We start from the raw sequence: 4,940 nt of genomic DNA, 5'->3' as shown, positions 1-4,940 counted from the left end.
CGCCGCCGGAGCCGTTCAACGGCAGCAAGGACTGCAGGGTGGCCCCTTTCACCCAGGAGCCGAGCAGGTCGCGGTGCATCGCGATGATGTCGTTGCGCAGCGCCAGCCCTTGCGCGTCGCGGGTGAAGGCCCTGCCGGTCGTCACGTACAGGGCCACATCGGCGCGGTGTTCCGGCCTCGCGGTGCCCACGAACTTCTGCATGTCCCCCGAACCCACCGACCGTTCGGGTGCGTAGTGCTTGCACTGCACGACGAGGCGCTTCCCGTCGGGGAGCAGGCCGACGACGTCCGCGCCCAGGTCGCCGCTCCTGCCGCTCACCAGCACCTCGGTACACCCGTCGCGGACGCACAGCTGCGCGACGTAGGTCTCGAACTCCTGCCACGACATCGCGTCCACCGCCGCCATCGACAGCTCCCGCGCCCTGCGCTCCTCCGCCACCCGCCAGGCCGCGTCGCCCGCCCGCTCCCGCCGGTGCGCCTGCCACAGCCACCACCCCGCGCCCCCGACGAGCACGAGTGCCACAGCCCCCAGAAGGTACGGCCACACGGCGTGCCAGGTCACGACCAGCAGTACCAGGAGGACCGCGCCCGCCGACGCGCCCCACCGCGTCAACTGCTGCCGCTGCCGCTTCGAGCGTCTGCGGCGCTTGCGCTGAGCTGCCATTCCCACCCCCGGGTCGGATCCACTGACCGCAGTGTCGGGAACAGGGATCAGCGGCACAAGACCACCCACCCCGGCCCACCCCCGAAACGGAGCCGCCGCCGCTCACCGATCCCTGCCGAGCACGCTCGTGGCCAGGGCGTGCAGCGGCGCCGACGGCCACCCGTCCGTCACGGGTCAGAACCGCCGGATGAAGCAGTCCGAGACGTAACCCTCCACGCCGGTCCGGTTGTTGTGGACGTACGTCCAGTGGTCATCGACCCTGCCGTCCGGACAGGTCACGGGGTCGGCTCCGGTGCTCTGGCCGCCCATCCAGGTGAAACCGTCACCCGGATTTCCGTGTCCCCTGACGCGGGAGTTGAGCGTGTAGCCGCTGCGGATCTTCACACCATGAGCCGTGAAGTCGCCCTGCGGATCGGCCGCGGCCGCAGGGGACGGCGTGAGCACAGCGCCGGACAGAGCCAGCGCCGCAGTGGCCAGGGCCATGAAGCTGCGGTGGGAAAGAGCCTGATGACGCATCGGAGGTCTCCTTGTCGTGGCCGGCGGGCCCTGTGTCCGCCGGAACCTTCCCGGAGGCACCTCGTGGGTGCGCGGGAAGCTGCCTGACAGGCACGTTCTCCTGGCCCTCTCACGCACGGGTCACTCGCTGGTCACTCCCGGGGCCGAGGAGTGCTGAAGGCACCTCTCAAGGCGCACCTGTGGTGGAACATCGGCAGGGCCCCGCTCCCGCGGACCTGCCCGGGATGATCAGCAGGTGCGGATCGGCCCACCGGCCGGACGACGAACGGGGTTTGGGTGATTTGTCGGTCCTCGACCTGCGCGACAAGGGCATCCTGGACACCTCTTCACCGACGGGTGTGCTGACCACTGTGCAGGTGACGCCCGGCGAGCCCCTGAAGCTGTCCGGCCAGGACCTGCGCCACGAGCGTGACGGTGCCACGGCGCTGGTGTGCGCCCGCGGCGGAGACACGTTTCGTGGCCCACGAGTCACCGGGCGGGGCGCGGGTGGCCCGCGTCAGGCCCGGGGCCGACGACGGCCGCCCGCCGCCCGCCGCTCGCATGCTTATACGATCTGATGCGTGTGCGCACACGTGATCATCGCTGAGGACGACGAGAAGCAGGCCGAGCTCTTGCGCCGCTACCTGGAACGCGAAGGTCATGCCGTCACCGCGGTCGGTGACGGTTTCGCGGCCCTGGAGGCGGTCCGGCAGGGGGAGCCGGACCTGCTGGTTCTCGATGTGATGATGCCGCGGGCCGACGGACTGGACGTGGTCCGCATTCTGCGGGCGGAGCAGCGTGAGGTGCCGGTGCTGATGCTGACCGCCCGTTCCACCGAGGACGACCTGCTGCTCGGCCTCGACCTCGGGGCCGACGACTACGTCACCAAGCCGTACAGCCCGCGGGAACTCATGGCCCGGGTGCGCACGCTGCTGCGCCGCACCCGGCGTACCGCCGACGACGGCGCCCCATCGGCCGACGACTGCGTGCTGAGCGTGGGCGGGCTGGTGATCGATTCCGTCCGGCACCTGGTGTCGGTCGACGGCCGGGCGGTGGACTGCACGCCCGGGGAGTTCCGCGTCCTCGCGGCGCTCGTGGCCGAGCCCGACCGGGTCTTCACCCGTCAGCAACTGCTCGCCGAACTGCACGGTTTCGACCGGTACATCAGCGACCGGACCGTCGACGTGCACGTGATGAACCTGCGCAAGAAGATCGAACCGGCCCCGCGCCGGCCGGTCCGGCTACTCACCGTCTTCGGTGTCGGCTACAAGCTGACGGATCCGGCGAAGGCGGCGTCCCGTGCGTCGTCGTAGGGCCGGCCGCCGGGACACCCCAGTGCCGGGGGCGGCGACGCGGCGGACGAGACTGCCGTTGCGCAAGAGTCTGCTGGGGCGTCTGCTGGCCGTGTCCGCACTGGTGGCGGCGTGTTCGGTGGCGGCCACCGCCTGGCTCGCCGTCCAGACGACGTCCGGCGCCATCCGGCAGGAACAGGGCCAGAACCTGACCGCCGACGCCCGGATCTACCACAGCCTGCTCGGCTACGCGGCGGCCCACCGCACCTGGGACGGGGTCGAGAAGACCGTACGCGAGCTGGCCGAGCAGTCCGGCCGCCGGATCGCCCTGACCACCGAGGCCAGGACGCCGCTCGCCGACTCGGCCGCCGCGCCGGCCTCGGCCGCGCTGCCCGCCCAGGCCTCGGCCGTCGTCGACCCGCTCTCCATGGACACCGCGCTGGCGGCCGAGAGTTCGGGGAGCGCCGGGACTCCGGCGGACCGGGTCGATCCGCGGGCGGTGGGCCCGTTCCGGCTTCCGGCGACGGAGCTGAGGAACCTGCGGCAGATCGCCGACCGGGTGGTGGCCTGTCTCGACGACTCGGGCATCGCATCGGACGTGGTGACGAGCCGGAGCGGACGCCCCACGGTCCAGGTGGTGGGCAACGACCCCGGCCGCCTCCACGATTCCCGGTGTCCGACCGACTCCCTGGACGTCCCCACGGCCACCGAGCGAAAGGCGCTCCGCGCCCTCAACCAACTCGCCGACGCCTGCCTGGCACGGCAGGGCCGGGCGGGCGTCCGGCTGAAACTCGACCTCTCCTGGGGCCAGGAGGGCTCGCCCGTCGAGCCCCCGCAGGTGGTCACTCCCGAACCCGCGCCCAGCTATGCGGGCGGCGGCGTGGGCAGCGAGGTCCCCCGCGACTCCGAGGGCGACCGGGCGATCGCTTCCTGCGTGGGAACGGCCCGCCGCGAGCAGCTCAGTTCGTACGTCGCCTCGCCCGCGCTGCTGTTCATAGGAGACGCGGGGGCGGCCACCGTGCCGGGATTCGACCTCTCCCCCGCCAACACCGCCAAGATCGCGGGGACCGCCGCGCTCGTGCTGGCCCTCACGGTCGGCGCTTCGGTGCTGGCGGGCGTCCGGCTCGTACGCCCCCTCCAGGCACTGACGAGCGCCGCCCAGCGGATGCGCGACGGCGCGGACACCACGCCGGTGCGCGTGGCGGCCGACAACGAGATCGGCCGTCTCGCCGCGACGTTCAACGACATGTCCGCGCACCGCTCCCAACTGGAGGGCCAGCGCAAGGCCATGGTCAGTGATGTCGCGCACGAGCTGCGCACCCCGCTGAGCAACATCCGTGGCTGGCTGGAGGCCGTGCAGGACGGGGTGGCCGAGCCCGACCCGGCGTTCATCGCCTCGTTGCACGAGGAGGCCCTGCAGCTCCAGCACATCATCGACGACCTCCAGGACCTCGCCCAGGCCGACGCCGGGGCGCTGCGGCTGCACCTGGAGCCGGTGCGCGTCGAGGGGCTGCTCGCGCAGGTCGCCGCCGCCCACCAGACGCACGCGGAGACGGCGGGCGTCGCCCTGACGGTGTGCGCCCCGCCGCCGGACCGCCCGGTCCCCCCGCTGACGGCCGACCCGGTCCGTATGCGGCAGGCCGTCGGCAACCTGGTCTCCAACGCGGTGCGCCACACTCCCGCGGGCGGACGCGTCACCCTGCGCGCGCTGGGGTCACCGGCCGGGGACGCGGTGCTGGTGGAGGTCGCGGACACCGGCGTCGGCATTCCGCCCGAGGACCTCGCGCACGTCTTCGACCGGTTCTGGCGCGCCGAGAAGTCACGCAGCCGGCGCACCGGTGGCAGCGGGCTCGGGCTGGCGATCGTACGGAAACTCATCGAGGCGCACGGCGGCACAGTGTCCGCCACGAGCTCTCCGGGCGCGGGGTCCGTTTTCACCCTCCGCCTCCCCACCGCACCGCAGCGGACCGCTCCGACGGGTCCCGGGCAGGGCCCGAACCCGGCCCCGAACAGGCCTGATCCGAAGACCACAGCTTCCTGACAGCTTCTTCATAACTTCGCGCCAACCTGTGGCCACGCCTCGCGGCGGGGTACGCGTCCGTACCCGCGCCGTCGAAGAGGCCGAATCGGAACGGAGCCCCGTAGATGTCGTTGCTGTCCCTGAAGACCCCCCTGCGCCACGCCGTACTCGCCGCTGTCACGGCGGGCGCGATCTGCCTCCCGGCCACCACGGCCTTCGCCGACACCACCCCGAAGGCGACCCCGTCGACCGCCGAGCGGACGGCCACCCCCTCCTCGGCCCCCTCGGCTCCCTCCGCATCCGGTGGGGTGTCCGCGGGCAGCGGCACGGGTCCGGCCGTCACCCCGCCGGGCGGCGGCGAGACAGGTCCGAGCGTCGCCCCGCCGCGCGGCGGCGTCGCCGCGGGCGAGCAGCCCGAGGCGGCACCCGCCGGCAGTTCGACGGCGACCGTGGGCGCGGCTGCCGGAGC

General features: G+C 72.9%; 6 protein-coding genes. 4 read left to right on the top strand and 2 right to left on the bottom strand.

What is annotated here, in order from left to right:
• On the bottom strand, positions 1–664 hold a 664-nt coding region (locus ACWGIG_RS36870; RefSeq protein WP_453326082.1), incomplete at its 3' end, for a restriction endonuclease.
• Positions 665–838: 174 nt separating this feature from the next.
• Positions 839–1,180, bottom strand: a complete 342-nt coding sequence (locus ACWGIG_RS36865; protein ID WP_453326081.1) for a hypothetical protein — start codon at positions 1,178–1,180, stop codon at positions 839–841.
• Between the two features lie 272 nt (positions 1,181–1,452).
• Between ACWGIG_RS36865 and ACWGIG_RS36860 the strand changes: the two genes are divergently transcribed.
• The 4 genes from ACWGIG_RS36860 to ACWGIG_RS36845 all read left to right on the top strand — a co-directional run.
• Positions 1,453–1,737, top strand: a complete 285-nt coding sequence (locus ACWGIG_RS36860; RefSeq protein ID WP_453326080.1) for a hypothetical protein — start codon at positions 1,453–1,455, stop codon at positions 1,735–1,737.
• Between the two features lie 3 nt (positions 1,738–1,740).
• Positions 1,741–2,472, top strand: coding sequence for a response regulator transcription factor (locus ACWGIG_RS36855; protein ID WP_453326079.1), 732 nt, complete (start codon positions 1,741–1,743; stop codon positions 2,470–2,472).
• A 58-nt stretch (positions 2,473–2,530) separates the two neighbouring features.
• A complete protein-coding gene (locus ACWGIG_RS36850) occupies positions 2,531–4,492 on the top strand; it encodes a sensor histidine kinase (protein WP_453326078.1) in 1,962 nt (653 codons plus the stop codon).
• A gap of 104 nt (positions 4,493–4,596) precedes the next feature.
• Positions 4,597–4,940: hypothetical protein (locus ACWGIG_RS36845; protein WP_453326077.1), on the top strand; the 344-nt coding region annotated here is incomplete at its 3' end.

It is taken from the genome of Streptomyces sp. NPDC054863 (assembly GCF_053610825.1).
Note: the sequence above shows the minus strand (reverse complement) of the source record. Positions and strands in the feature narration are given on the sequence as shown.

Bases quoted from the DNA above. Each gene is read 5' to 3' on its own strand.
- ACWGIG_RS36865 (WP_453326081.1), bottom strand. From the start codon at position 1,180: ATGCGTCATCAGGCTCTTTCCCACCGCAGCTTCATGGCCCTGGCCACT.